The sequence below is a fragment of the Rhodoferax sp. GW822-FHT04A08 genome, assembly GCF_058801025.1.
Window position 1 is genome coordinate 282079 of record NZ_JBXAMW010000006.1, and the last position, 25188, is coordinate 307266.

17 protein-coding genes are annotated in these 25188 nt (G+C 60.5%); 6 read left to right on the forward strand and 11 right to left on the reverse strand.

The window, feature by feature from the left end:
- Positions 1-78: 78 nt before the first annotated feature.
- Positions 79-1368 carry a patatin-like phospholipase family protein gene (locus tag AC1RMF_RS14470; RefSeq protein ID WP_342618646.1) on the reverse strand — a complete coding sequence of 430 codons (1290 nt, stop codon included), beginning with the start codon at positions 1366-1368 and terminating at the stop codon, positions 79-81.
- Positions 1369-1528: 160 nt separating this feature from the next.
- Between AC1RMF_RS14470 and apbC the strand changes: the two genes are divergently transcribed.
- From apbC to AC1RMF_RS14490, 4 genes are all read left to right on the forward strand, one after another.
- On the forward strand, positions 1529-2620 hold the full coding sequence (apbC, locus tag AC1RMF_RS14475; RefSeq protein ID WP_493142311.1) for an iron-sulfur cluster carrier protein ApbC: 1092 nt from the start codon (positions 1529-1531) through the stop codon (positions 2618-2620).
- A 100-nt stretch (positions 2621-2720) separates the two neighbouring features.
- Entirely contained in the window at positions 2721-3215 is a 495-nt protein-coding gene (locus AC1RMF_RS14480; RefSeq protein WP_493142313.1) for a hypothetical protein, read from the forward strand.
- Positions 3216-3232: 17 nt separating this feature from the next.
- Positions 3233-3964 carry a transglutaminase-like cysteine peptidase gene (locus AC1RMF_RS14485; RefSeq protein ID WP_342618643.1) on the forward strand — a complete coding sequence of 244 codons (732 nt, stop codon included), beginning with the start codon at positions 3233-3235 and terminating at the stop codon, positions 3962-3964.
- Between the two features lie 32 nt (positions 3965-3996).
- Positions 3997-5910, forward strand: a complete 1914-nt coding sequence (locus AC1RMF_RS14490; protein WP_342618642.1) for a bifunctional diguanylate cyclase/phosphodiesterase — start codon at positions 3997-3999, stop codon at positions 5908-5910.
- Between the two features lie 2 nt (positions 5911-5912).
- On the opposite strand, the gene AC1RMF_RS14495 is transcribed toward AC1RMF_RS14490, so the two are convergent.
- The 9 genes from AC1RMF_RS14495 to AC1RMF_RS14535 form a co-directional block, all read right to left on the reverse strand.
- Entirely contained in the window at positions 5913-6377 is a 465-nt protein-coding gene (locus AC1RMF_RS14495; RefSeq protein ID WP_342618641.1) for a FecR family protein, read from the reverse strand.
- Positions 6378-6419: 42 nt separating this feature from the next.
- On the reverse strand, positions 6420-8435 hold the full coding sequence (locus AC1RMF_RS14500; protein WP_342618640.1) for a TolC family outer membrane protein: 2016 nt from the start codon (positions 8433-8435) through the stop codon (positions 6420-6422).
- A 179-nt stretch (positions 8436-8614) separates the two neighbouring features.
- Complete coding sequence (locus AC1RMF_RS14505) at positions 8615-13348, reverse strand: retention module-containing protein (protein ID WP_493142316.1); 4734 nt, start codon at positions 13346-13348, stop codon at positions 8615-8617.
- 144 nt (positions 13349-13492) lie between these two features.
- Positions 13493-13747: a hypothetical protein gene (locus AC1RMF_RS14510; protein WP_493142318.1), complete on the reverse strand. Its 255-nt coding sequence runs from the start codon at positions 13745-13747 to the stop codon at positions 13493-13495.
- A complete protein-coding gene (locus tag AC1RMF_RS14515) occupies positions 13744-14433 on the reverse strand; it encodes a helix-turn-helix transcriptional regulator (protein WP_493142319.1) in 690 nt (229 codons plus the stop codon). The genes AC1RMF_RS14510 and AC1RMF_RS14515 overlap by 4 nt, the downstream gene beginning before the upstream one ends.
- Positions 14430-15848, reverse strand: a complete 1419-nt coding sequence (locus tag AC1RMF_RS14520; protein ID WP_493142322.1) for an HlyD family type I secretion periplasmic adaptor subunit — start codon at positions 15846-15848, stop codon at positions 14430-14432. Before AC1RMF_RS14520 ends, AC1RMF_RS14515 begins: the two co-directional genes overlap by 4 nt.
- Positions 15845-17998 (reverse strand): type I secretion system permease/ATPase, encoded by a 2154-nt coding sequence (locus AC1RMF_RS14525; protein WP_493142324.1) that lies wholly within the window; start codon positions 17996-17998, stop codon positions 15845-15847. Before AC1RMF_RS14525 ends, AC1RMF_RS14520 begins: the two co-directional genes overlap by 4 nt.
- A gap of 190 nt (positions 17999-18188) precedes the next feature.
- Complete coding sequence (locus AC1RMF_RS14530) at positions 18189-20480, reverse strand: GAF domain-containing protein (protein ID WP_493142326.1); 2292 nt, start codon at positions 20478-20480, stop codon at positions 18189-18191.
- On the reverse strand, positions 20473-20919 hold the full coding sequence (locus AC1RMF_RS14535; protein WP_342618633.1) for a hypothetical protein: 447 nt from the start codon (positions 20917-20919) through the stop codon (positions 20473-20475). Before AC1RMF_RS14535 ends, AC1RMF_RS14530 begins: the two co-directional genes overlap by 8 nt.
- Positions 20920-21063: 144 nt before the next feature.
- Here AC1RMF_RS14535 and AC1RMF_RS14540 point away from each other — a divergent pair, with 144 nt between their 5' ends.
- Positions 21064-22008 carry a LysR family transcriptional regulator gene (locus AC1RMF_RS14540; RefSeq protein ID WP_493142329.1) on the forward strand — a complete coding sequence of 315 codons (945 nt, stop codon included), beginning with the start codon at positions 21064-21066 and terminating at the stop codon, positions 22006-22008.
- A gap of 18 nt (positions 22009-22026) precedes the next feature.
- Here the strand turns inward: AC1RMF_RS14540 and AC1RMF_RS14545 are convergent, their stop codons facing one another.
- Positions 22027-23223, reverse strand: a complete 1197-nt coding sequence (locus AC1RMF_RS14545; protein WP_493142331.1) for a hypothetical protein — start codon at positions 23221-23223, stop codon at positions 22027-22029.
- Between the two features lie 296 nt (positions 23224-23519).
- Between AC1RMF_RS14545 and AC1RMF_RS14550 the strand changes: the two genes are divergently transcribed.
- The gene (locus AC1RMF_RS14550; RefSeq protein ID WP_342618631.1) at positions 23520-25163 is read left to right on the forward strand and encodes an OFA family MFS transporter; all 1644 of its coding nucleotides are present in this window, start codon (positions 23520-23522) and stop codon (positions 25161-25163) included.
- Positions 25164-25188: the final 25 nt, after the last annotated feature.

Sequence of the window (25188 nt, forward strand, 5' to 3'; positions counted from 1 at the left end):
GAACGCACACGCGGGGTGCAGCCCTCCGGCGCATTTGATCACTGCCGTTTTGGATAGTAATTGAGCTGGATCATGAAATCACCGCACCCGCAACGGATCCTGGCGACGCTCCTTGCCAGGTCTGGTTTTGCCTGTGTCAGTGGCTGCATGGGGATCGGTCCAGCCAAAGAATGCGCACACTTCGGCCCGCTGTTTCTGTGCGTCCGCGTAGCCCAGCGCCATCAGCTCGCCGGTGTAGCTGGACTCGAATAGCAGGTAGCTTGCCAGGGCAGAGCCCTTGACATCGGCCTTGGCGGACGAGATGCCTACCCCGTTGAGCATGGTGCGCACCGCGTGGGGCAGATCGTCGATGTGGCGTGAGGCAACCACGTCCAGTCGCTGGCTGGGTGAGATCACCAGCAGATCGATGGGCTTGAGAGCGCTCTGCTGGCGCAGGGCTTCGGGAACCAGGTTCAGTGTGTGGTTGATGCGACGCACGCGCTCGACATCGACGGCCAGCGCATCCAGAAAGATGTTGGACAGCGCGTGTCCGGCAATCTGCGCAATGCTCGGGTAGCCATTGGCAAGGGCGGAAGGGGCCTCGCCCTTGGGCTCATTCATGCGCCCGGCACCTACGACCAACAGACGTTCCGCGCCCAGATGGATGGCTGGCGCCACCGGTGCGCTCTGGCGCATGGAGCCGTCCCCGAAGTACTCGGTATGACCGTTGATGTGCAGTTCGGTTGCCGGAAACACAAAGGGAATGGCGCTGGAAGCCAGCAGATGGTCATGGGTGATGTGGTCCCGCACCGATATGCGTTGGGAGCGCACCCACGGCAAGAGGCGCTTGTCCCCTTCAAAAAAAGTCACGTGCTCGCCCGAGCTGTAGCTGGAAGCCGTGACGGCAAGTGCCTGGATGTGGCCCTGGCGGATCAGTTCGGGCAGCCGTTCCAGCGGTACCAGGCGCCGCAGCAGTTCACCCAGCGGGCTGTTGTCCAGCAGGGAGCGCGGTTTGATGCGCCGCCATTTGGCCAGCAGCCAGCCCAGCGACAGCAATGTCATCCATTTCGCACCGGAGCGCAGCATGCTGATGTGGTCGGCGCAATAGACCTGGTCCGCGCTGAAGTTGCGCCAGGTGTGGGCAATCAGACGCACCGCGGCATCAAAGTTGTCACTGCCGCAGGCCAGTGCCGAGGCATTGATGGCACCGGCAGAGGTGCCGGTGATGATGGGAAAGGGGTTGGGCTCCTGGCCGGCTCCGCATTGCAGGCGGATGTCGGCAATGGCTTCGAGCACGCCGACCTGGTAGGCGGCACGTGCACCACCGCCCGAGAGCATGAGCCCGGCGGGTTTCACGGTGGCGCGGATTTCTGCTGCGGCACGATCCATGAATTCATTATGGGGTGTAGCGGCCAAACGCCAAGCATCCGGGCGAAGGGGGTTAACCCTAGAGCGCATCACAAACCCGGTCCGTCGCAGCAGTCTTTGGGCCTGCGCAGCAAAGGGCAAGGCGTGCAGAGCTAGACTCTGGGCTCAGAAGGAGCATTGAATGGCCGTTACCGAGCAAGCAATCATGGGCGCTTTGCAAAGCGTCATCGACCCGAATACGGGCAAGGATTTTGTTTCCAGCAAATGCATCAAGGAGCTCACCGTCAGTGGTGGTGCCGTGCGTTTCACATTGGAACTAGGGTATCCCGCCAAGAGCCAGGAGCAGCAGTTTGCCGATGCACTCAGTGCCGCCGCCCGAACGGTGGATGGAGTACAGAGTGTGGAAGTCACGCCCCGGCTGAATGTGCTGGCCCATGCGGTGCAGCGCGGTGTACAGCTTCTGCCGGGCGTGAAGAACATCGTGGCCGTGGCCTCCGGCAAAGGCGGCGTGGGCAAGAGCACCACGGCGGCCAATCTGGCATTGGCACTGGCGGCCGAAGGCGCCAGGGTGGGTCTGCTGGACGCCGATATCTACGGCCCCAGCCAGCCCATGATGATGGGCATCGAGGGCCGCCCCGAGTCCGAGGACGGCAAGACCATGGAGCCTATGCAGAACTACGGCGTGCAGGTCATGTCCATTGGGTTCCTGGTGGCGCAAGACGAAGCCATGATCTGGCGCGGCCCCATGGCGACCCAGGCGCTGGAGCAACTGCTGCGCCAGACCCACTGGAAGGACCTGGATTACCTGATCGTGGACATGCCGCCCGGCACCGGTGACATCCAGCTGACACTGTCCCAGCGCGTGCCGCTGACCGGCGCCGTGGTGGTGACCACGCCGCAGGACATTGCGCTGCTGGATGCCAAGAAAGGCATCAAGATGTTCGAAAAGGTGGGTGTGCCCATCCTGGGCATCGTGGAAAACATGGCGGTGCACGTGTGCAGCAACTGCGGTCACGTCGAACACATCTTTGGTGTGGACGGCGGCAAGACCATGGCGGCGCAGTACGGCATGGACTACCTGGGTGCATTGCCCCTGGCCATGCAGATCCGTATCCAGGCCGATGGTGGCAAGCCTACGGTGGTGGCCGAGCCCGATGGGGAAGTTGCCGGGTTGTACAAGGACGTGGCACGCAAGGTGGCCTTGTCGGTAGCGGCCAAGAACAAGGACTTTTCCTCCAAGTTCCCCACCATCACCATCAGCAAGAACACCTGAGCGCGTAGCGCTGTTGCAGAGCCTGCTGGCGCGGACTGTGCCGCTGGCGCAGTCCCCGCCATAATTGCGACAGAGGTGCACCATGCACCCGGGAGCGTAGATGTTTGAACCAAATACAAAGGCTGGCAGTGCAGCCCTTCGCAACAAGGGCCTAGGCCAAGACGGGTATGCCGCAGTGCTGGTGGCCAGCGCTCTGCTGGCAGGGTGCGCCAATGCGCCTGCTCCGGTTGCCGAACCGGCCGCACCTCCGGCTGTCGTCCACACGGTGGAGCGTTTCCATGCCGAATTGGGGGACGGCTTTTCGCTGGACTACCAGGTGGAAAAAAAGGCTTCCAAGGTCAATAGCAAGAGCTGCTTTGCCTTCATCACCGGCAAGCTGAACAACCAGTCTGGAAAGACCTTGTCCAGGAAATCGGTGCTGGATGTGGCGGTGTTTGGGCAGGGCACGCAGCTGTATCGCGACCTCTCCAGTCCGTTGACCGATATTGCACCAGGCGGCAAGGCCGACATCGAAATGGTGGTGTCGCCCGTGTTTGCCAATGGCTGCCCGCCATTCGACAAGGTGAACACGGTTCTCAGAAGCGTATTCCAGTAAGCGGCAATCTCCCCACCATGCTGATGGCAAACCCACTCACCCCCCAATGCCGGGTGGGCTTGCGCGTTGCCGTTCAAAGCCTGCGCAGGGTGGCAGCTCTTCGCGCCTTGCGTTGGAGTCTGGCCGCGGCGCTGTTGGCTGGCCTGTTTGCACTGGGCATTGCGGCGCCTGACTTTGACCGCATGCTGATGTTGGCGCAGCAGCAATATGGCGCCAATGCCGCACAAACCGTAGCCGCGTGGCGCAAGTTGATCGAAGAGTCTGCCAACTTGGCGGAGAACGACAAGCTCAACAAGGTCAACACCTTCTTCAACCGTCGCATCCTCTACAAGACCGACATGGAGGTCTACAAGGTGGAGGACTACTGGGCCACGCCGCTGGAGTTCATGGGCCATGGAGCCGGGGACTGCGAGGACTTCGTGATTGCCAAATACATGACGCTGCGGGCCCTGGGCGTGCCGAATGAACGCCTGCGGCTGGTGTACGTGCGTTACCAGACCGGCAACACGGCCCCCATTGCGCACATGGTGCTGGGCTATTACGCCCAACCGACCGAAGAGCCCGTGATTCTGGACAACATGGTCACCAGCATTCGCCCGGCCTCCATGCGTACCGACCTGACCCCGGTGTACAGCTTCAATAGCGACGGACTGTGGGTTGGCGGTGCGACAACCTCCAGTGCCGATCCTACGACCCGCCTGTCACGCTGGCGCGATGTGCTCGAGCGCATGCGCCAGGACGGACTTTGATACCGACCTATAGTTTTTTCAGCGAGACCTCCATGTCACTTATCAAACAACTTTGGGCTGCCATCATCCTGGTCATGGCCATGGCATTTGCCGCCAGCACGGTCACCAGCGTCCTGTCGGCGCGGCAGTATCTGCAGCAGCAGCTGCAGGTGAAGAACGTCGACAACGCCACCGCGCTGGCCTTGTCGCTGTCGCAGTTGCCCAAGGACCCGGTTACGGTGGAGCTGCAGGTGGCAGCGCAGTTCGATGCCGGGCACTACCGCTTCATCCGCATCGTCTCTCCCAAGGGGGAACTGATTGTGGAGCGCGTGTTCGAAGGCAAGATCGAAGGGGCACCCCAGTGGTTCATTGACCTGATTCCCATCGTGGTCCATCCGGGGCAGGCGCTGATCCAGGACAAATGGATCCAGTACGGCACGCTGACGCTGGCCAGCCAGGAGCAGTACGTCTACAAGACCCTCTGGGACGAAACGCTGGAACTGTTGCTGTGGTTTGTTGTGGGCGGCATTGGTACCGGCATTGTGGGTACCTTTCTGCTGCGATTCATTACCCGTCCGCTGGATGCGGTGGTTGGTCAGGCCGAGGCAATCACGGAGCGGCGCTTTGTGCTGATCCCCGAGCCACGCACACCGGAGCTCAAGGCCCTGGCACGCGGCATGAACGACATGGTGGGGCGACTCAAGACCATGTTCAACGAGGAGTCCGCACGCCTGGATGCGCTGCGCAAGAAAGTCAATCGCGATGCGGTGACGGGTCTGTCCAGCCGGGAATACTTTTTGTCGCACCTGCGCGAGGTGCTGACTGGTGAGCAGTTTGGCGCCAGCGGCAGCCTGGTGCTGGTGCGCCTGACTGACCTGAACGATCTCAATACGGCGCTGGGTCGCCAAGGGGCAGACGCGCTGCTCAAGGAGATCGGAACCGAGTTGTATGAAAGCGGGAATGGCCGCATCGGTCAGCGCGCGGGCCGCGTCAAGGGGGCCGAGTTCGCGGTGGTCTGTCCCAGCCATGCCACGGCCGAAGCGGCCGCCAAGGAAATCTACGAGCGCCTGCATGACAAGGTGCTGCCCAAGTGGAAGGACAAGGTGCCTGACCTGTTCCATATCGGTGCCGTGCGCTATGCGCGCAACCAGAATCTGGGCAGCTTGCTGTCCAGTGCGGATGAAGCGCTGGCCAAGGCGGCAGCCAAGGGCAGCAATACCTACGAGGCATTGGACGATGCCAATGCCAAGCCGGCCATCGCGGCCGAGACTTGGCGCACCCTATTGACCGAAGCGGTAGGGGGAGGGCGGCTGGCACTGAGCTTCTACCCCGTGATGTCGGGTGACGGCAAGAGTTCCTTGCACCGCGAAAGTGTGATCCGCCTGAAGATGGACGACGCAGGCACCCTGATGACCGCCGGCGACTTCATGCCCATGGCGGCCCAACTCAACTTGACCGCGCCACTGGACTTGGGCGTGGTCAAACTGGCCATCGAATACCTGCAGAAAAGCAGTGGCGATGTGGCGGTCAATCTCTCTGCCGAGACCATTGCCGACTTCCACTTCCGCAACGAATTGGCCCTCCTGCTCAAGGCCTATCCGGATGTCTGCAAGCGCCTGTTGTTTGAGGTGCCTGAGTACGGTGTGTTCCGTCAGTTTGATGCCTTCCGCGACCTGGCTCGCACGCTCAAGTCGCTGGGCTGCCGCATCGGTGTGGAGTACTTCGGCCAGCGATTTGCCGAGAGCGACAAGCTGGCGGATCTGGCGCTGGACTACATCAAGGTGCACCCCAGTTACATCCGCGGCATTGCCGACAACGTGGGCAATCAGGAATTCCTCACGGGCCTGTGCAAGGTCGCACATGCCATCGGTATCACCGTGGTGGCGCAGGGGGTGGAGAAGAAGGAAGACCTGCCGCTACTGGCCAAGTTGGGCTTTGACGGCGCAACTGGCCCTGGCATCTCCTGAATTCAGGGCACTTCCACCACGAAGGTTGTGCCGCGAATGCCGGCGGTGGAGGTGGGCGTCTTGATCATCGAATTGGCCGGATTGTTCTTGACGACCAACCCGGAGATCATGGCAAAGGTGCCCTTGACCACGCTGACCAACAGGTTGCCGCTGTAGGTGTTGGCATTGAAGCCAAACTTGTCGAGCGACATTTCGCTGTTGGGGCCCAGTGACATGCGGGATGAGTCTTTGAGCATCAGGCCGACGGTGGAGTCCTTGGACGTTTTGACCGTGTCTCCCGCCGATACGGTGCTGCCGACCTCCACGGGAATGGACTTGCCATTGCGAACGATTTCGACGGTGCCCTCTTTCTTTTTCACGACACCGGCCACGGATTGCGCGTGGCTCGCGCCAGTCGCCACGAGGCAAAAGACCGTCAGGCTGGCCAGCAGCATTTTTTTTGCAGGTAGAAAGGTCAGGGAATTCATGGGTAATCCTTTGCGAAACAGGCTGGTTGGCAATTCGCGGTTTTATTGAATCTTGACTTCCACACGGCGGTTGCGTGGTTCGGACTTGGCGCCCTCGGTGCCGGGCAAGGGCTCCTTGTCACCACGCCAGGCTTGCTCAATGTCGGACTTGGGTACAGCCCCATCCTTGGTCAGCAAGTCGTAAACGGCCTTGGCGCGTTTCTGGGACAGCCGCAGGTTGGTTGCCGGATCGCCGACCTTGTCGGAGTGGCCGATGAGGGTGACCTCGGGAGCGGCCGTCTTGCGATAGTCCTCCAGCAGGAATTTGAAGACGGTGGCCGACTCGGGCAGCATCTCATCCTTGCCCAGAACGAAGTTGATGCGGTAGTAGCGTGCTGCTTCTGGCAGCTTCTTCACCATTGCCTTGTAACGCGGGTCTGTGGACTGCCCTGGAGTCACCTTCTGGCAGTCGTCCAGGCTGGCAGCGTAGGCGGTTTCCAGTTTGACCTCGTCACCCTTGCCGTCCTTGACAAAGACACGGCCCACTTTGCCGTCTTCATCGGGCAGCAGGGTGATGCGTCCGCACTTGTCAGCGCCAGCGGGCGTGGGCATTTCCACGGCGGCAGGTGCCGGTTTGGCGCGGCTGGGGATGACTGCTTCTGCCTTGATCTTTTCCAAGGTGTCCACCACGGTCTCTTCAATCGGACAGAGGCTTTCCGTCTGTGACAGGTCGGCAGTGTCCAGACCCGCATCCTGCGGGCTGGGTACGTCATCGCGGTTGGCTCCGGTGGTTACCACCAGCTGACCTATGCCGGCCAGCGTGCGGGCCTGGGCAATGGCCTGGTCGTGCCGGGAGTTGATGTAGGAGCGCGATGCCTCAAAGAATTCGTTCTGGGTATCCAGCAAGTCCAGCAGCGTTCGCTGGCCGATGTCAAATTGCTGGCGGTACGCTTCCCGCGTCTTCTCGGCAGACAGACGGTGCTGGTCAATGTAGATGAGTTGCTCGTTCAATGAGCGTGTGTCGCTATAGGCCACGGACAGCGTCTGGCGCAAATCCCGGCAGGCCTTTTCCTGCAGATTGACCGCCTGTGCTGCGAGGTAGACCGCCTGCTTTTCCTTGGCCTTGTCGGCGCCGCCACGGAACAGGTTGTAGGTTAGCGCAACGGCCGCGCCGGTTGCGCGGCTGTCTCCAATGACGCCACCCGAGTTGTTGCCCTGGTTGGCGTACACCTGAAAATCCACACGGGGCATGTAGGCGGCCTTTGCAGAGTCCACGGCAATGCGGCTGGCGCGGGCATTCTGAATGGCAGCCAGCAGCGTGGGGCTGTTCCTCATGCCTTCCAGCATCAGGGCTTGAGCGGAAGCGGGCAGGGTGACCAGTTTGAATGGATCAGGCAGGCTGGGCAAACTGGCCGGAGGCTGCTCACCCACCACGCGCAGGTAACGGGCACTCACGTCGTGCAAATTGGTCAGCTCGGTCAGAAGGTTGGATTCCGCCAGGGCCAGACGGCCATTGGCCTGCTCTACGTCCACGCGCCTCCCCACGCCGGAATTGGCACGTTCTTCCACCAGCATGGTGGACTGCTTGTGTTCCACGTAGTTCTGTGTGGCCAGGTCCACCAGTTCCCGGTATCGCACCACGTCGGCGTAGGCTTTCGCTGCTTCCAATGCAGCGTTTTCAGATGCGTCCAGCAGTTCGTAGTAGCGCGTCAGCTTGGCAGCACCCAGACGCTTGACTTCATTGACGGTATAGAGGCCGTCAAAAAGGATCTGGTCCAGGGTGATCTGGGCCGAGTTGACGCTGTAGCTGCCCAGATCAACACCGCCGGTGACACGGCTCTCGCTGCCGGCAGAGGCAGACAGATCAACGGTGGGAAAGAAACCTGCCTTGGCCACATCCCGCTGGCTGTCCGCAGCCTTGAAGGCATTCCACTTGGCCTGTACATCGGGATTGGTGGCGACAGCTTTGTGGATCGCTTGCAGCAGGGGTTCGGGTAAAGGCGCCTTGGTCTGCGCACTGGCGGTGAATGCCAACGCCACGGATGCGGCAACGAAGGATCGTTTCAATGTGGTATTCATATTCTTTTCGTCAATTCAGCTGGGGCCTCTAAGACACCGGAGCCATGCCACTCCCAACTGTTGCCGACGATACTACATGCATTCACTGCAATCAACGCATAAATTGACGCAAAGTTCTTAGTTACCTTCTCCGTTGCAAGGCCCGCCTGCACCATTGGCACAAGCGGGCGGGCACAGCCTTATGCGTCTGTCTTCAGGTGGCCGGTGTCAATCAGCTTCTTCAGCAGATCGGCATCACTGATGGAGCTTGCACTAAACGACGCATCCAGCGTGTGCGCCAGACTGGCCTTGGCCACATCTACATTGGCCCCGGTGAAGTTGTCCAGCACAATGGCCTGGGTCACTCCGCTGTTGTGAACCGGATCGTGCGTGACCAGCATCTCCAGCTTGCCGTCCGTGGTGAGGTCGAACTTGACGAACTGGGTCAGGCTGCCAGAGGCTGCCGTGCCACCCATGGCCGCTGCGGAGTGCTCGCCCTGCAGCAGGTCGCGCAAATCGATGGCTTCGCCTGCCATATTGGCTTGGAAGTCCGTGATGTGGTCCACCGCCTTGGCGGAAGAAGTGCCCTGGTCTCCCAGGCTCCAGGCGAACACGTCGGCGCCCACACCGCCTGTCAGCGTGTCGTTTCCGGCACCACCATTGAGGATGTCATTGCCGGATCCGCCATTGATGGTGTCGTTGCCAAAGCCGCCATTGAGGATGTCGTTGCCTTCTTGCCCATAGATGCGGTCATCGCCAGCGTCGCCGTAAATGACATCGTTGCCACCGCTGCGACCGCTTTCCGCACCCAGTTCATCCGCATGGGTCTGGATGTAGTTCACTGTGTCGGTACGGGTCCAGCCGGAGTTGCCGCTCTCCAGCGCCGTGAACACCGCGCTGCCGGAACCTGCAGGGTACAGGCCGGTCAAGCCATGGTCGGCAGCCAGCTTGTCGGTATTCATGGCGTCGCCAAAGATCAGATCGTTGCCAGCGCCGCCGTGCAACACGTCGCTTCCGGCAGCTGTTGCTATCGTTTGTGATCCCGTGAGCGATCCGATGGTGCTGGCCAGTTGATTGGCGGTGGTGATGTTGTCGGCTGTGTGTCCGGTGGTGACCGTGCCGTAGTTGTAACCTTCGAGTTCGCTCAGGAAGCCCAGTGCAGTAGGAGAAGCAGAGGTGCCCAAGCCACTTCCTACGTTGATGCCAACGGCTTGCAGGTCGTAGCCCTTGGCAGCAATGGCGGCCACTTCGGAAACATGGTCGGCATGGATGGAGCCGGAAGCGGAGAGCGTTCCCAGCACGGCCGCAATGGCCTGGTCGCTCGTGCTGGACGATTCGTTGGTGGTCTCGGTGCCATTTCCGGTGTTGTTGTTCAAAGCATTGGGTTGTCCGTCGGAGACGAATACCACCTTGTTCACATCGGCAACCGTCGCGGTATTGATCCAATTCAACGCGGATTGCAACCCTGCTTCGTAGTTGGTGTTGCCGCCAGGGGTAAGGCCTTTCACTGCCGATATGGCCAGATCCAATTTGCCCGGCTCACTCAGGTCAAACGTTCCAATGGAGCTGGCCGTGTCACTGAACTGGTCCAGGTGGACTACCACATGAGCGCCCGAGCTCGCCAATTGCTTCAATGTTGCAATGACGGAATCCTCCAGAGCCTGCAGGCGCGTTTCGGTATGCGTTCCCGTGCTATTTGTGAAGCTGATCGGACTGATCATGCTGCCGGATGTATCAAGCACGAAGACAATATTGGCGCTTTGTCCCGCCTTCAGTGCGGTGCTGCCCGGGTCGCCGACAACGATGTCCTTGCCTATGCCGCCATTCAGGTTGGTGTCATCACCTGTGCCACCAATGATCAGCGTATCGGTAACCGTCAACGTCGCCGTGCTGGTCAAATTCAACTGTTCGAAATTGCCACCAGATGTTTGGCTGGAGTCGATGGAGTACGTTGTCGTGGCAGTGGGCGCCACGAACGCCGTCGAAGTGGCCGACGTGTGGTCCGCATCAAAAGTAATGATTGCACCATTGCTCAGTGTGACCGTCAGTGGAGAACCCGCCTGCGGCGCGTGATCCACCGTTGCCGAGATCGTCGTCAATCCGGTAGTGGGATCTACCGAGATGGCGCCCAAGGTGACCGTGGTGGGGTCAATGGAGTCTGTCACAGACACTGTGACCGGTGTCGTATCGGGAGTCAGGGACTCAGCCTGCGCAGTACCGGCAAGGGCAAGGCCTGTGATGGAAAGCGAAATTGTGGAAGGGTCGTGATAAACGTCATTGCCTTGTACGACCATGTCATGCGTAGCGGTCAAGCCGTTGGCAGGAATGGTGATCGTACTGTTGTCGCTGAGGGTGACAGTAATGGCCTGACCATAGGGATTGCTGGTCACCGCCTCAGTGGTTCCGTCCGATTTCACATGAACCAATGTGGCTGTGTAGGTAACCACGCCGGAGCCCTCAACCACCGAGCTTACGGAGGAGAGAACAACCTTGTAGGCATCAACAGTGTCAGCAACATATGCCGAAGCGGTGGCGCCTTCCACGCTGGTGGCTTCGAAGTTGCCGCCGTTGATGGCGGTCACCGTGGCGGTGACGGTATGGCCGTCCTTGTAAACGTCGGGGTTCTGTGTTTCTACAAACAATGTTCCCTTGCCGTTGGCATCCAGTGTCACCACGTGAGCGACCTCACCCACCATGACGGTGGCCGTGGCGGTGGTACCTGTTTGTGGTGGATTGCTGAGCTGCACCGTGAAGGTCACACCGGCGTCGTTCTCGGTCACATTGCCGCTGGAGGTGATGGTGACAGTGGTGGTGTCAGTCACATCCGTAACTTGAGCCGTGGCAGTGGCGCCTTCGACGCTGGTGGCTTCGAAGTTGCCGCCGTTGATGGCGGTCACCGTGGCGGTGACGGTATGGCCATCCTTGTAAACGTCGGGGTTCTGTGTTTCTACAAACAATGTTCCCTTGCCGTTGGCATCCAGTGTGACCACGTGAGCGACCTCACCCACCATGACGGTGGCCGTGGCGGTGGTACCTGTTTGTGGTGGGTTGCTGAGCTGCACGGTGAAGGTCACACCGGCGTCGTTCTCGGTCACATTGCCGCTGGAGGTGATGGTGACAGTGGTGGTGTCAGTCACATCCGTAACTTGAGCCGTGGCAGTGGCGCCTTCGACGCTGGTGGCTTCGAAGTTGCCGCCGGTGACACCGGTCACGGTGGCGGTGACGGTATGGCCGTCCTTGTAGACGTCCGGGTTGTGCGTGTCGATGACCAACGTGCCCTTGCCGTTGGCATCCAGTGTCACCACGTGAGCGACCTCACCCACCATGACGGTGGCCGTGGCGGTGGTACCTGTTTGTGGTGGATTGCTGAGCTGCACGGTGAAGGTCACACCGGCGTCGTTCTCGGTCACGTTGCCGCTGGAGGTGATGGTGACGGTGGTGGTGTCAGTCACATCCGCAACATGGGCGGAAGCAGTGGCACCATTCAGACTGATGGCTTCGAAGTTGCCGCCGGTGACGCCAGTCACGGTGGCGGTGACGGTATGGCCGTCCTTGTAGACGTCCGGGTTGTGCGTGTCGATGACCAACGTGCCCTTGCCATTGGCGTCCAGCGTCACCGCGTGAGCGACCCCATCTACCGTGACAGTGGCCGTGGCGGTGGTACCAGTCTGTGGCGGGTTGCTGAGCTGGACGGTGAAGGTCACACCGGCATCGTTCTCGGTCACATCGCCGCTGGAGGTGATGGTGACGGTGGTGATGTTCTTGATGTCGGTAACCGTGACGGAAGCCGCGGCGCCGGACGTGTCCAGGTTCTCGTAGTTGCCACCCGTGGCGGCAGTCACGTTGACGTTGACCGGGGCAGTCTGGGTCTCGGAGATATCGGCATGCGCCACCACATTGGTCGAACCACTGAGTTGGCCTGCCTTGATGGTGATGGTGTCGGCAACGCCATTGGTGCTGGTGTTGAGCGTGATGACCAGATCGGTCTGCGGAGCATGATCCACATGGGCAGTCACCGTGACGGTGGAACCATTGGCGACCACAACGGCTTCAGAGCCTTCCCCGGAGGACTGGCCGGAAACGCTCAGGGTAACGGTGGTGGTGTCGATGGAGTCACCGACTACGGTCACGACATTGCCATCGTTGACGACCAAGTGGTCAAAGCCGCCGCCTTGCGCCGTTGCAACCGTGACCTTTACATCGACATTGCCTTCGACATAGACGTCATTGGAACGGACATCGATGGGCTGGGAGACACCGGTGGAAGAGCCTGCCGTCACCAGAATGGTTGCGCCATTGCTCAGGGTAATGGTCATGTCCGACGTGACAGGTGCGCCCAACTTCACCGTATAGGTGACATGCCCGCCCTCGGCCACGCTGGCGGGATCGGCGGTCAGTGTCAGCGTGGTGGAGGTAGTGGTTGTCGTGGGTGCAGTCGTGCCGGTAGACGATGCGGTGCCCACGCCGGGGTCGATTCCCGGAGTACCCAGGCCATTGAAATCAAACCCATAGGTATTGCCGTTGACGCCTTCGCTAATGCGCGTCAGCTGCACAAAGCTGGCGCCACCACCTCCTCCGCCGTCACCCAGACCGGCCGCAGTGGCATCGAGCTGGGTGCTCAGATCCTGGCCGTTCTCCAGGGCCTGGATAACGGTGTTGGTTGTCGCTGGCGTGGTGACCGCTGCATCCGCAGTCGTGGGGGTCTGCTCAGACTGGAACACGTTGTCGTCGAGCTTGACGACTTGATCGGGGTTGATGTGCAGGGCACGCATGTCTTCCGACAGGAGCTCCACATTGACATCACCCACGGTGCGTATGGTTTCGCCCTTTTCCAGTGCGTCACCGGCCTTGAGTAGGCGTTGCACGCCCTGGGCATTGACTGCGTAGACGGAACCGGTGCCATTGATGGCGGCGATGGTTGCAATGGTGGCCATGTGAGAACTCCATGTATGTCGTTGGAAGTCCCACGCAATGCCCTGTGGCATGGCGCGAGCTTGGCCCAAGGTTAGGCGCCCGGCGCTTTTTTGGGTATTGGACTAAGGTACAAATTTGCGGTCAAACCGCCTGCAGCAGACCGGCTACAGCAAGCCGCCGTCGCCGTCGCCGGGAAGCAGTTGCAGCGAATCCTTGAGTCGGGCACGGGTCTGACGGCGTGACAGGAGTTTGTCCTGTGCGGCCTCCGGCAGATCGGTGAACTGGATGACGCCACGGGTGATCAGGACATCGATCAAATCCTCCAGCACACGGGCAATGGCGGTGTCGGACTGGCTGAGCAATTCCTCGGCTTGCTGCGCTTCGGGGTCTTCTGGCAGTTCGGGCATGGATTCGCTCATGGGGATGTGTCCTTGATAACCCGGTTTTCAACGGGGATGGCTGCCACCAGCAGGGCCAGCTGCAACCGGTCGCGCACGCCCAGCTTCTCGAAGATGGAGCCCAGATGGGCCTTGATGGTGCGTTCCGAAACAAAGAGCTGGTCCGCAACTTCCTTGTTGGACTTGCCTTGGGCGACGTGGCTGGCTACCTGTGCCTCGCGGGCAGAGAGGGTAGCCCAGGCCTTTGCGTAGCCCTGCGCCACGGTGCCGGGGCCATGGGCGGGTTCCGGCAGGCGCGCCAGGGCGGCGCTGGTGGATGCCACCAAGCGTTTGATCAGGTCCGGGCCGGCCCACAGGCCACCGTGATCGACCACCATGGCCACCTCGCGCAACAGTTCGGGCAGGGCATAGGAATGGGTATAGCCCATGGCACCGGCATCCAGCGCACTCAGGCCCTCGGCGGGCTCCGGGGAACCACTTACCACCACAAACCGTGTACCGGCATGTGATGCCATGGTCTGCTGCAGCGTCTGCCGCCATTGCGGGTTATCCGTACCCAGCCAGACGATGTACGAGGTGGTTTTCCCATCGGCGATCTGTGCATTCAGTGTCGCGGCATCGACCTTCCTGCCCTGAGGAAAGGCTTCCAGCCAGCGCGGGCTGGGCCGGCTGGCGTTGGCGCAAAGAAACAGGTGTTGCGTATTCATCGTTCGGTCAGGGCATTGGCGCGGGCGCGCAGCACCGGTTTGAGCAGGTAGGACAACACGGTCTTCTTGCCGGTCAGGATGTCCACCTGGGCCACCATGCCCGGAATGATGGGCAGGCCGGGGCCCAGGCTGGGTTTGTGCGTGCGCACACGCACGTGGTAGAACGCATTGCCTTTTTCGTCCAGCACCGAGTCGGCGCCGATGTTGATCACATCGGCAGTCAGCCCGCCATAGATGGAGTAGTCATAGGCGGTGAACTTGACCGTGGCCTGTTGGTTGGGCCTGAGGAAGCCGATGTCCTTGGGCGCGATCTGCACTTCCAGAATGAGGGCGTCATCCAGCGGCACCACTTCCACCAGTTCCTTGCCGGGTTGCACCACCGCACCCAGCGTGTTGACCAGCAGACGCTTGACCGTGCCACGCATGGGGGAGCGCACATCGGCCTTCTTGACCTTGTCTTCCAGGGTCTTGCCACTTTCGTTCAGGGCGGCAAGCTTGCCCATGGTTTCAGACAGCTCGCCACTCATCTGGTTGCGGCTGGTCAGCGTCACTTCCTCGATCTTGCGGGAGGCTTCCTGAATCGCTGCCTGCACGCGTGAAATCTGCGCCGTGGCCTGCTCGCGGTCACCCTTCATGCGTGCGATTTCGCGCTCCAGCCGCAGTACCTCCACTTCCGAGACCGCGCCGGTGGCAATCATGGGGCGGGTGGCATTGAGCTCCTTGGTCATCAGCTCCAGGGTGCGTTCGGCCTGTTCCTTGCGCGCCTTGACCTCATTGAGCTCCTGCTGACGCTGGGACAACTGGTTCTGCGAGATGGATACCTGTGCACTGATTTCGGCGCGGCGCGATTCATACAGCCGGGCCTCCTGGGCAACCGCTTCAGGCGCTTCCTTGATCAGGTCGGGCGGCGGGTTGAAGGCGGTACCGCGGGTGAGCGCTTCCAGCCGCAGCACCTTGGCCTTGAGGGCGGCCTGGCTGACCTTGCTTTCCTGCAGGTTGGAAACGAAGCGGGTGGGGTCCACCCGCATCAGCAACTGTCCGGCTTCGACAATCTGCCCCTCCTTGACCAGCAGCTCTTCCACCACGCCGCCATCCACGCTTTGCACCACCTGCACCTGGCTGGTGGGCACCACGCGGGCTTCGCCCCGGGTCACTTCGTCCACCTTGGCAAACGCGGCCCATACGATCAATCCGATCAAGGTGATACCAACCACCCGCATGAGCAGGCGCGCGCGCATCGGGTCCTGCTGCAGACGGGCCCAGTCGGCCTCGCCAGCCCAGTCGGTATCCACCTCGTCCTCTACCGGCGTCAGCCGTTTGACAAAGGGGCCAAAGGTTGCGGTGCTGGTGGCAGCGGTTTTTGCCACCAGTTTGCCGGTGCGGTTGAATGCTTTTTCGCCAAACCAAGCCATCATGCAGCCTTTCCAATGCGGCCCTGGCGCAGGGCGGTAACGACCTGTTCCTTGGGACCATCTGCAACGATGCGACCACCGTCCATCACGATGATGCGGTCCACCAGATCCAGCAGCGCGGTGCGGTGGCTGATCAGGATCACGGTCTTGTCGTGCGCAAACTCGGTAATGCGGCGCTTGATGTCCTCCTCGCTGGAGTAGTCCATGCTCGAGGTGGGCTCGTCCAGCAGCAATATTGGTGGATCGTTGATGACGGCGCGGGCAATCGCCACGCCCTGGCGCTGACCGCCGGAGAGGGACTCACCGCGCTCGCCTACCAGCATGTCAAAGCCTTGCGGGTGCTGGTTCACCAGATTGATCACGCCACCAATTTCAGCGGCGCGCACGATGTCCTGGTGCGAGGCCAGTGGTGCGCCCAGCGTGATGTTTTCACGCAGGGTGCCGTAAAACAGCATGATGTCCTGCTGCACATAGCCAATCTGGCTGCGCAGCTCGGCCGGGTCCAGTTGGCGCAAGTCGATGCCGTCTACCAGCACCGCGCCTTCGGTGGGCTGGTACAGGCCCAGGATGAGTTTTTCCAGCGTGGTCTTGCCCGAACCGATACGGCCCAGAATGGCCACTTTTTCACCCGGCTTGATCCTGAAGTTCAGGTTCTGCAGGGACGGTGTGGTCTGGCCGGGATAGGTAAAGCCCACGCCGCGGAAATCGATGGCGCCCTGCAGACGGCCCCGGTTGATGTAGTTGGCGTCTGTCGGGCGTTCGACGTCGCGCTTCATCATCTCGTCGAGCGAGGTCAGCGCGGTGGAAGCGGTATGGAACTGCACCAGCAAGCCAGCCACCTGGCCCACCGGCGCCATGGCGCGTGAGGCCAGCATGGTGCAGGCAATCAGGCCGCCCATGGTGAGTTCCTTTTCGGAGATGGCATAGACGCCAATCACCACAATCGCAAGGTTGACCAGTTGCTGCACAAAGGCCGATGAGCTGGCCGCCGTGGAGGACAGCAGCCGCAGCTGTGCGCCCACACGGGCCAGCAGGGCGGCACTCTTTTCCCATTTGGTCTGGATATTGGACTCGGCCGACAGCGCCTTGATGGTTTCAAAGCCGACCAGGCCTTCAATCAGCGTGGCGTTGCGCTGCGCGCTGGCTCGGTAGGTGGTTTCCGCCAGCTCATGCATACGGTCCTGCACGGCCAGCGAATACAGCAGCATGATGAGCGAGCCCACCACCAGCGGTATCAGCATCATCCAGGAGATCCAGGCGATGGTGACCATGAAGATCAGCGAAAACGGCAGGTCGATGAACGCCACCACGGTGGCCGAGCCAATGAAGTCCCGAACCGATTCGAATGCCCGCAGGTTGGAGGCAAACGAGCCTGCCGAGGCCGGACGCTGCTCCATGCGCGTGCCCAGCACCCGTTCCATGATGAAGGCCGACAGCTTGACGTCCACCCGGCTGCTGGCCAGGTCCACAAAGCGGCTGCGCATGGTGCGCAGCACCAGGTCGCCCAGCAGCATCAGCAGCAGCCCGAAGGCCAGCACCCACAGCGTCTCGAAGGCGTGGTTGGGCACCACCCGGTCGTACACGTTCATGGTGAACAGCGGCATGCCCAGCGCAAACAGATTGGCCAGCAGGGCGGCAAACAGCACGTCCATGTAGAGCGGGCGGCTTTCAGCCATCACGCTCCAGAACCAGTGGCCCTGGCGCGCCTTGCGCACCTGCGGCGTGCGCGCGTCAAAGCGGTGCGCTGGTCGGGCGTAAATGGTGGTTCCCAGGTACTGGGCGTTGAGATCGCCCAAGGGCACGCTGACCGGCGCGTCCGGCAGCTCGGGATACACCACCTGGGCCTGGCTGCGGTCTTCGTTGAAGCCCAGCAACACGCAGGCTTTTTTGTGCTGCAGCAACACAATGGCCGGCAGCAAGCCGTCCTTGAGTTGCTCCAGCGGCGTCTTGGCAAGCCGGCTGCTCAGGCGGGCGCGCTTGGCGGCACGCTCAAACAGGGCAGGGCTCAGGCGGGCATCTTGTGCGGGCAGACCGGCCATCACCGTTTCGCGGGTGGGCGATTCCCCGTGGGAGCGGGCGACGATCAGCAGGCATTCCAGCAGCTCATCTGTGCTGGATGCTGGGGTCACGAACGTTTCGCTGGCTTCGGTCATGTTCTGCTCCCACCATTGCTTTGCAACAGGGCATACATGCCGGGTCCGTGATCGATAGATAACTTCATTATTGTTGAATCCTCTGCGTGGCTGGCAACGGTTGCCCCCACGCCTGTCCTTGCTGAACCGCTTCACAGCGGCATTCTGCCGTAATGTCCGGGCGCCCCGGCGCAAGAAATGCTGCGCTACATCACTTCTCCTGCATTTCCCACACGCCGGACCATTCTGCACCAGGTGGGTTAATGGCAAAGAACCGGCAGCGCTCCAGATAGAGCGGCGCGAGGTTGTCCAACGGGTTCAGGTCGAGCAGGCGCTCGAACTCTTCAATGGCCGAGGCCCAGCGTGCTGAGCGGTACTTGCCCAGAGCCACCCGGTACACGTGCAACGCATCGGCCAGATTGGGGTAACTCTGCGGCGTGTGGTAGTCCATCACTTCGTACACAGCCACGGGCTGCGTCTTGCCTTTGACGATGACCAAGTCCACCTCACGGCAGTAGTAGGTGCCACGGAGCTGCTTGTAGGTGTACTCGCTGATCAGGATATGCGTGCCGTACATCTTGCATGCCGACTCCAACCGCGCGGCCAGGTTCACACCGTCGCCGATGATGGTGTAGTCCATGCGCTTTTGCGACCCGATGTTGCCGGACACCACGTTGTCGGTGTTGATGCCTATGCCGATATCTACCGTGAGTTTGCCTTGCGCGGCACGGGCGCGGTTCCATTCGGCCAGTTCGCGCATCATCTGGATGGCTGCACGCACGGCCCGGTCCGGGTCGTCGTTGTGCTCCATCGGAATGCCAAAGGCCGACATGATGGCGTCGCCGATGAACTTGTCGAGCATGCCGTCTTCGTTCTTGATGCAGGCCACCATCAGCGAGAAATACTCGTTGAGGAGCGACACGGTCTCCTGCGCGCCCAGCGCCTCGGTCAGTGTGGTGAAGCCGCGTATGTCCGAGAACAGCACGGTGGCCATCACGCTCTTGCCGCCCAAGGCCTCGGCCCCATGGGCCAGCATCTGGTCGGCAATGCCGGGGTCCATGTAGCGCGCCATGGTGGACTTCAGGCGCTTCTCGTTGGAGATGTTGTCCAAGAGGGCCATGGCGCCCATGCGCTGCCCTTCGGCAGACAACAGAGGCTGCAAGGTCAGGTTGACCGAGACCTTGTCGTCGCCCAGCTTGAACTCGGCATCCATCAGTGCCACCACGCTCTTTTCACCCACCAGCAGGCGCAGCCGTTCCACAAACCAGGCGTTGTCGGTACCAAAGAAGTCGGCTGCCGGCTTGTGCAGTATCTGCTCCGCCTGCACCCGCAGAATGCGCAGCCCGGCCGCGTTGCAGGTGACGATGCGGTCTTCTGCATCAAAGGTGATCACGCCGCTGGACATGGACTCCAGCATGGACTCGTTGTAGTTCTTCATCGCCTGCACGTCGGCAAACAGCTTGGCGTTTTCCAGGGCGATGGAAATCTGGGCAGTAAAGGCGCGCAGGCGCGACTCGTCCTCGTCGGTAAAGGCACCGCCGCGCCGATTGAGCACCTGGGTGACGCCAATGGTCATGCCGCGCTTGTTGACGATGGGCACGCACAGAATCGAGCGGGTAAAGAAACCGGTCTTGCGGTCGAACTCGGGGTTGAAGCGCAAATCGGCGTAGGCGTAGGGGATGTTGATGGACTTGCCCGAGCTGAACACCGCACCCGCAATGCCGACATTGTTGGGCAGGCGGATCTGCACGCTCTCCAGACCTTGGCCCACTTCCGACCACAGCTCTCCGGTCTTTTCGTCGTTGAGGAACAGGGTAGAGCGCTCGGCATTGAGCAGCCGCGTGGCTTCGCCCATCACCCGTTGCAGCAGGGAACCCAGCTTGATGTCCTCGGTCATCTCCGACACCACGTCGATGAACTGCATCTCCTGGCGGCGCTTGGCCTGCATGCTCTCAATCAGCTGCGCGCCCTGCAGTGCCATGGTGCCCTGGCGCACGATTTCTTCCAGCAACTGCATGTCCTGCTCGGTAAAGTTGCCGCCTATCTTGTTCAGCGCCTCGGCCACGCCCATGATTTCGCCGGTAAAGGTGCGGATCGGTAGGCACAAAATGCTGCGCGTTCCAAAGCCGGTCTGCTCGTCCACCGAGCGGTTGAAGCGCATGTCGGCATAGGCGTCGTCAACGATGAGGGGCTGCCCCTCCGTGAACACATGACCGGCAATGCCCAGGGAATTCAGGATGCGGATCTCGCGAAAGGCACCGTGCAGCAGGATGCGCGAATACAGCTCGCTGGAATTGGGGTCATTCAGGAACAGGGAGCCGCGCTCACAGCGCAATTCGTTGGAGAACACGCTCACCAGGGTGTCGATGATTTCGTCCAGGGTCTTGCACTTGCTCAGGCGAAAGCTCACATCCAGCAGCATTTCACAGCGCTGCAAGCGCTCGCGCGCAGCCTCCCAGTCTGCTTCGGTGGTAAGCGCCGGGGCTGCAGACCTATCAGGCATGGGGCGCAACCGTTTCCAGTTTGGAGCGCAATTCGCGAATGGTTCGCATCAGTTGCGCCCGTTCGTCTGCATACTGCTGATTGATCTTGCGTTCCATGTTCAGGTTCTGCTGATTCAGGCTTTCGATGGAAATGCGCAGACCGATGATGGTGCCCTTGAGCTGCTCAATCTCGCTCTGGTAGCGCGAACTGGAGGACTGCTCCACCTTGTAGTTGTCCGCCATCATGTTTTCCAGAGCCTGACGCAGCGCCGCAATGGTTTTCTGGAGTTGGTTGGCTTCGTTGGTCTGGGTGACGCGTTCGTTCTGGACCGCCTGCTCGCGCTCGAAACTGGCTTGCTCCAGCTTGCTGCGCAGGATGGCTACCGCTGTCTTGAGCTCCCGCACCGTCAACTGGGCCTGCAGCAGCTCGTCTTTCAAGGCATTTTCAGCGGATGACATGGGGACGAGCGATGTGGCTTGGTTTGGACGTGCGATTTATTTGGAAGCTAAGTTACCACATCCGCACGTTAAGCAGAAGACATTTGCGCGCAAGGTCGACCGCCTCACTTATCATGGGTCCGCCATGAAGCCTGCTGCCCACCCATGAACCTTCTTTCCTCCCTGCGCTATCTGGTTGCGCTGCAAGAACACAAGCATTTTGGCCGGGCAGCGCAGGCGTGCCACATCACCCAGCCCGCGCTGTCCAATGCCATACGGGCGCTGGAGCGTGAGTTCAATGTGGTCATCGTCAAGCGCGACCGCAACTTTGCCGGGTTGACGCCCCAGGGCGAGCGGGTGCTGGCGTCGGCCCAGCTCATGCTGCACGAGCATGCCAACTTGCAGCAGGAATTGCAGAGCGAAACCATGCTGCCCCGCGGCGCGGTGCACATTGGCGCCGTGCCCACAGCCATCCCGATTGCCGCGCGTTTTGCCGCCATGCTGCACACGCGCCACAACGGCATTCAGCCAGTGGTGCTGTCGCTGAGCTCCAATGAGCTGGAGCAGGGCTTGGAAGACCTATCCATTGACATGGCCCTGGGCTACAGCGACCGCATGAAGGTGCAGGGCGGCAAGCTGCGTGTATGGCCGCAGTATGTGGAGCACTACTTTCTGCTGCGCAAGGCGGCAAAGCCCGGTGCCAACGGCTTGCAGATCGGCAAGCCCATGTCTTGGAAGGACGCAACAATGCTACCCCTGTGTCTGCTTACGTCCACCATGCACAACCGGGCCATTGTGGACGCGGCCTTCACCACGGCAGGTGTGCGGGTCATCCCGGCCATAGAGACCAACTCCATCATGACCATGATGCTCAGCGTGGTGGAGGGCAGCGTCTGCAGCGTGCTACCCGGCTCCTTGGTGGACACGGTGCGCGGCTACAGCGAGCTGGAGGCGCTGCCCCTGGTGGAGCCTGACGTCAAGACCCGCATTGGCTTCATTACCCACGCCCTGGCGCGTCCCTCCCGTGCCCTGGAGGCGGGCCTTGTATTGGCGCAAGACGGAGCCTGGCTGCGCCATGCGGCTGCGCACAGCGGGCTGCTGATGGCGTGATCTATATGGTCCGCACACTCAGGGGACGGCCGCCTGTTTTTCGCAATTCGGCTGGTAAAGCTGCGCGTCAGAGGTGTTCTTCATGTTCTCTGCAGCAACCACAATGTTGAGAATCAACGACTGGACTCCCCAATCTGGGTAGCCAGCCGATTCGTATATGCACGAGAGAAGCTTGCTCGCTCGCCTGAACTCTCTCCCGCCATTTTTGTACGTCATAAGACTGTTTCCCCAATAAGGGACAGGACGTCTCTCAAGAGGATCGTATTGAATCCAGAAGTTGGAGCGAATATGCTGCGGAAGCTCGGCAACTGCCTTCTCGTAAGCACCAATCCCCACCATGGACCGCCAGCGGCCAAAAGACTGGCGCGATGCGCGCTCTACATCTTGTGTGTCCCTATCGCGTGCCATGACGATTCGCGCAGCGACTGCGAAAGGATTGTGCATCTTGCGATCGATGGAAATCTGTATGGTTGACCAGTTATCGTGTGCGGGATCGAATTGCTCGCTATAGAAAGCCAACGCCCTTCTCTTTAGTGCGCGATCAAAGAAGTGAACGGCGTGGTCGTTGACAACCCAAACTCCTTGAAGGTCTGGGTCAACACGCATGATCCCCGATTGGCTATCTATTAGGTCTTTGCGAATGGGGGCCAGGCGGCGTCGGCTTGTGACATCAATTAGCAGGATGCCGACGCCGGGGGAGTCACCATATTCACCCGGGTAGGTCGTGCCAAACCATAGTTTCCCGTCAAAAAGCACAGGCTCCAGCAGCGCCATGCAGTTTGGTATCCCCGTGGCGATTTTTTTGCCATCTATTCGTAAGCTGTGCGACTTGCGCAAGTTTTCTGCACAGTAGGCTCGTCCGACTTCAATTTTTTGTTTGCCAAACAGCCAGGTGTTCTCATCTGGTCGCCTGTTGTCTTCAACGACTTTCAGGTTCGAACGTGAAGCCTGGATCGAATTCCAAATATTGGAGGTCGTTGTTTCGAATTCGGTTCGTCCTTCCAGCAGAGCGGCTTTGTCGATGCGCACGAAATCGTTGTCTGATCCGTGTTCATTCGTACCAGTCTTGAGGTAGAGGTAGTGTGGGTCCAGGCGCAGATCGACGACCTTTGCGCCGTCGGGCGTTTGGTGTGGCTTCTGGAGGGGAGTAACGTCTATCGCAAATGCCACTGAAAAGGTGATTTGGATGGCAAAGGCAAAGAGCAGCTGTTTCATGTCTCGGTATCTGTCAAACGGGTATGGGATCGACTTCACGCATCCTGTCTTTGGGTCATTGCAAAGCGATTGCGTCGGCAGAATCTTCTCTGGGTTCTAAAACAGTCACTTGATCGAATCATGATGTGTAGACATCACTTGGTGCGCCGCCACATTCAAAACTTGTATCAAACCATGTGGCGAATCAATTGGACGCCTATCGCGGCCCAATTGCATACTCCGCCCACGTCGCAAAGACGTGGTTTCAATGTCGCATTGGCGTTGGAAATCAAAAGACAAATACGTATGGAGACAACATGACCACTGCTTCCCCTGGACTGCTGGATAAAGAGCGCATCATTGCCGGCCCCGGTTTCAACCGCTGGCTGGTACCTCCGGCCGCCCTGGCCATTCACCTGTGTATCGGCATGGCCTACGGCTTCTCGGTGTTCTGGCTGCCTTTGAGCAAGGCGCTCGGTATCAAGGAGGCTATCAAGTGCGGCCCAGACGTTGGCTTCATCGGCCAGCTGTTCACCACCACCTGCGACTGGCAGATTTCCACCCTGGGTTGGATGTACACCCTGTTCTTTGTGCTGCTGGGCACCAGTGCGGCCACCTGGGGCGGCTGGCTGGAGCGGGCCGGTCCGCGCAAGGCCGGTGTGGTGTCGGCGCTGTGCTGGTGCGGCGGCATGCTGATTTCTGCCCTGGGCGTGTACCTGCACCAGTTCTGGATGATGATCTTGGGCTCCGGAGTGATCGGTGGCATCGGGCTGGGCCTGGGCTACATCTCTCCGGTGTCCACGCTGATCAAGTGGTTCCCTGACCGGCGCGGCATGGCCACTGGCATGGCCATCATGGGCTTTGGCGGCGGAGCCATGATCGGTTCCCCTCTGGCGGCCGACCTGATGAAGTATTTCGCCTCTCCTACCGACGTAGGCGTGATGCAGACCTTTGTGGTCATGGCGCTGATCTACTTTGTATTCATGATGGCTGGCGCCTTTGGCTACCGCGTACCCGAGACCGGCTGGACACCTAAAGGCTGGGTGGCACCCCAGGCCCAGGTGAGCAACGTGATGATCACCAAGCACCATGTGCACGTGAATAAGGTCTGGGGCATTCCCCAGTTCTGGCTGATCTGGATGGTGCTGTGCATGAACGTGAGCGCCGGCATTGGCGTGATCGGCATGGCGTCGCCCATGTTGCAGGAAGTCTTTGGTGGTTCGCTGATCGGTGTGGCCAAGAAGTTCGGGGAGCTGGACAAGGCGCAATTGGCGTCCATCGCCACGGTGGCGGCCGGCTTTACCGCGTTGCTGAGCCTGTTCAACATCGGTGGTCGTTTCTTTTGGGCCAGCCTGTCCGACAAATTGGGCCGCAGAATGACCTACGTGGTGTTCTTCGTGCTGGGGGGCGCCATGTATTTCAGCGTGCCCGGCAGCGCTGCGGCTGGCAGCATCCTGCTGTTCGTCTCCGCCTTCTGTGTGATCCTGAGCATGTACGGCGGCGGCTTTGCCACCGTGCCTGCCTACTTGGCCGACATTTTCGGCACGCAGATGGTGGGCGCCATTCACGGCCGTCTCCTCACCGCCTGGGCTACGGCCGGTGTGTTGGGTCCGGTGGTGGTGAACTACATGCGTGAATACCAGCTGGGCCTGGGCATTCCACGCGAGCAGGTCTACAACCAGACCATGTATATCCTTGTCGGCATGCTGGCTGTGGGTCTCATTTGCAATCTGTTGGTTCGCCCGCTGGACAATAAATGGTTCATGACCGAAGCAGAATTGGCTGAGGAAAAGCGCCTGGCGCATGACAAGGCGGTCTCCAATGAGCTGCACCGCGCCCAAGGTGGTGGTGCCGATGCCGTCAGCCCGGCGGTTGTGGTGTTTGCCTGGGTTGCAGTAGGCCTTCCCCTGTGCTGGGGCATCTACCGCACCATGCTGAGCGTTGCCAAGTTCTTTGCCTGAAAGTCCATGGTTTTTTGAATGAGTG

Bases quoted from the DNA above. Each gene is read 5' to 3' on its own strand.
- AC1RMF_RS14470 (WP_342618646.1), bottom strand. From the start codon at position 1,368: ATGGATCGTGCCGCAGCAGAAATCCGCGCCACCGTGAAACCCGCCGGG.
- apbC (WP_493142311.1), top strand. From the start codon at position 1,529: ATGGCCGTTACCGAGCAAGCAATCATGGGCGCTTTGCAAAGCGTCATC.
- AC1RMF_RS14480 (WP_493142313.1), top strand. From the start codon at position 2,721: ATGTTTGAACCAAATACAAAGGCTGGCAGTGCAGCCCTTCGCAACAAG.
- AC1RMF_RS14485 (WP_342618643.1), top strand. From the start codon at position 3,233: ATGCTGATGGCAAACCCACTCACCCCCCAATGCCGGGTGGGCTTGCGC.
- AC1RMF_RS14490 (WP_342618642.1), top strand. From the start codon at position 3,997: ATGTCACTTATCAAACAACTTTGGGCTGCCATCATCCTGGTCATGGCC.
- AC1RMF_RS14495 (WP_342618641.1), bottom strand. From the start codon at position 6,377: ATGAATTCCCTGACCTTTCTACCTGCAAAAAAAATGCTGCTGGCCAGC.
- AC1RMF_RS14500 (WP_342618640.1), bottom strand. From the start codon at position 8,435: ATGAATACCACATTGAAACGATCCTTCGTTGCCGCATCCGTGGCGTTG.
- AC1RMF_RS14505 (WP_493142316.1), bottom strand. From the start codon at position 13,348: ATGGCCACCATTGCAACCATCGCCGCCATCAATGGCACCGGTTCCGTC.
- AC1RMF_RS14510 (WP_493142318.1), bottom strand. From the start codon at position 13,747: ATGAGCGAATCCATGCCCGAACTGCCAGAAGACCCCGAAGCGCAGCAA.
- AC1RMF_RS14515 (WP_493142319.1), bottom strand. From the start codon at position 14,433: ATGAATACGCAACACCTGTTTCTTTGCGCCAACGCCAGCCGGCCCAGC.
- AC1RMF_RS14520 (WP_493142322.1), bottom strand. From the start codon at position 15,848: ATGATGGCTTGGTTTGGCGAAAAAGCATTCAACCGCACCGGCAAACTG.
- AC1RMF_RS14525 (WP_493142324.1), bottom strand. From the start codon at position 17,998: ATGACCGAAGCCAGCGAAACGTTCGTGACCCCAGCATCCAGCACAGAT.
- AC1RMF_RS14530 (WP_493142326.1), bottom strand. From the start codon at position 20,480: ATGCCTGATAGGTCTGCAGCCCCGGCGCTTACCACCGAAGCAGACTGG.
- AC1RMF_RS14535 (WP_342618633.1), bottom strand. From the start codon at position 20,919: ATGTCATCCGCTGAAAATGCCTTGAAAGACGAGCTGCTGCAGGCCCAG.
- AC1RMF_RS14540 (WP_493142329.1), top strand. From the start codon at position 21,064: ATGAACCTTCTTTCCTCCCTGCGCTATCTGGTTGCGCTGCAAGAACAC.
- AC1RMF_RS14545 (WP_493142331.1), bottom strand. From the start codon at position 23,223: ATGAAACAGCTGCTCTTTGCCTTTGCCATCCAAATCACCTTTTCAGTG.
- AC1RMF_RS14550 (WP_342618631.1), top strand. From the start codon at position 23,520: ATGACCACTGCTTCCCCTGGACTGCTGGATAAAGAGCGCATCATTGCC.